The organism is Janthinobacterium sp. GMG1, from assembly GCF_034427795.1.
GTDB lineage: Bacteria > Pseudomonadota > Gammaproteobacteria > Burkholderiales > Burkholderiaceae_D > Janthinobacterium.
In genome coordinates, this window is record NZ_JAXQNT010000030.1 from 1 (window position 1) to 1,615 (window position 1,615).

Below are 1,615 nucleotides of genomic sequence, written 5' to 3' on the forward strand. Positions count from 1 at the left end.
CGCTGCCTGACGCCCGCGAGCGTTTTCAAGTGGAATATCTCGCACCGCGCACGGAGGTGGAAGTAAAACTCGCTGAAATTTGGGCTGAGATACTTGAACTGGAACAGGTCTCCGTGACAGCGAACTTCTTTGCGCAGGGTGGTGATTCAATCCGTGCTGTAAGACTGATTGCACGCTGTGGCCAGGAAGGGTTCGCGCTGGCGGTACGCGACCTTTTTGCTTATCAGTCAATCGAATTGATGGCCAATGCGATTTCATCGCGCTCGACTGCAACGACACACCTCGCGGTCGATGCCGGTCCGTTCAGTTTGTTAACGCCAGAGGAGCGAGTGCTCGTGGACGTGGCCAAGTACGAAGATGGCTATCCTTTGACGCAGCTTCAGGAAGGTATGGTTTTCCACAACCAGCGAGATGGCGACTATTTGATCATCGACAGCGTGAAGCTGGAACGGCCATGGTCAGAAGCAGCATTGCAGGAAGCGTTGACAGGGATGATGACGCGCCATGAAATATTGCGGACGGTTTTCGACTATGACATCGGCTACCGGCCATTGCAACTGGTGCTGCGCGATGCGCCGCTGCCACTGCAAGTGCATGATTGGCGTCATCTAGAGGCGACAGAAAGCGAAGCGAAGTTTGCAACTTGGTATGATTGTCAGACTAACAATACTTCCGTTTTCGATGGCAAGGCGCCGTTGTGGAGTATCGATGTGCACTGCGTGTCGGATGCTGTTTTCCATTACACGCTCATTCACCACCACGCGATATTGGACGGCTGGAGCGTTTCCTCTTTTAATACAGAGTTGTTCCAACGTTATCTGGAAGTCCAGCGTCTGTTGCCAGAAATAGCAAGGTCGTCACTGCCGCCGTATCGGCATTATGTCGCTCAAGAACTTGCAAGCTTAGCCGATCCAAAGGCCCGGGCATTCTGGGGGGAAATGATAGCGTCCGCCACCATGCCGACATGGGAGGCAGGCAAACGTTTGACGGCGCAGAGCGCGCATCTTGATCTCTCGACGCGCGGTGAACAGCTTCGCGAACTGTGTGCACGGCTCGGGGTCGCGCCAAGGACGGTATTGCTGGCAGTTTACCTCAAGGTGCTTGCCTTCCTTAACGGAGCTGAATCGATCACCAGCAGTGTCACTGGCCACGGCCGCCTTGAGGTGGCCGGCGCCGATCGCAGCTTGGGCTTGTTCTTGTCAACGCTACCGATTTGTACGAATATCGACCAACCTAGCTGGTCTGTATTGATCTCCGCCGTCGATAGTCAACTTCAGCAAGCATGGAATTACCGACATTACCCGGTCTCCCAACTTCAAAGGGATAGCGGCGTCGATTTATCCGCAGCGTTGTTCAACTATACAGATTTTCATGTGTACGACGGAGTCAATGGCGACGGTATCAGTGGCATGGATACCTTCGAGGTGACAAATTATCGTCTGTTGTGCCACTGGACGCATGACCCACGGCAGGGCCAGCTGAATTTGAGTATTAGTGCCGACGCGGGACTTTATTCCACTGAAGCATTGCAGCACGTCATGATCAATTTTGAGCGTGCACTTGACGCGGCCCTTCTTTGCACCAATGAACCTGTTTGGACAGCAAGCCTGATGGC

The 1,615-nt window shown here is 53.7% G+C and carries 1 protein-coding gene; it reads left to right on the plus strand.

What is annotated here, in order from left to right:
* The coding region (locus tag SJI03_RS28710; RefSeq protein ID WP_322429444.1) for a condensation domain-containing protein at positions 1 to 1,615 on the plus strand (1,615 nt) is incomplete at both ends.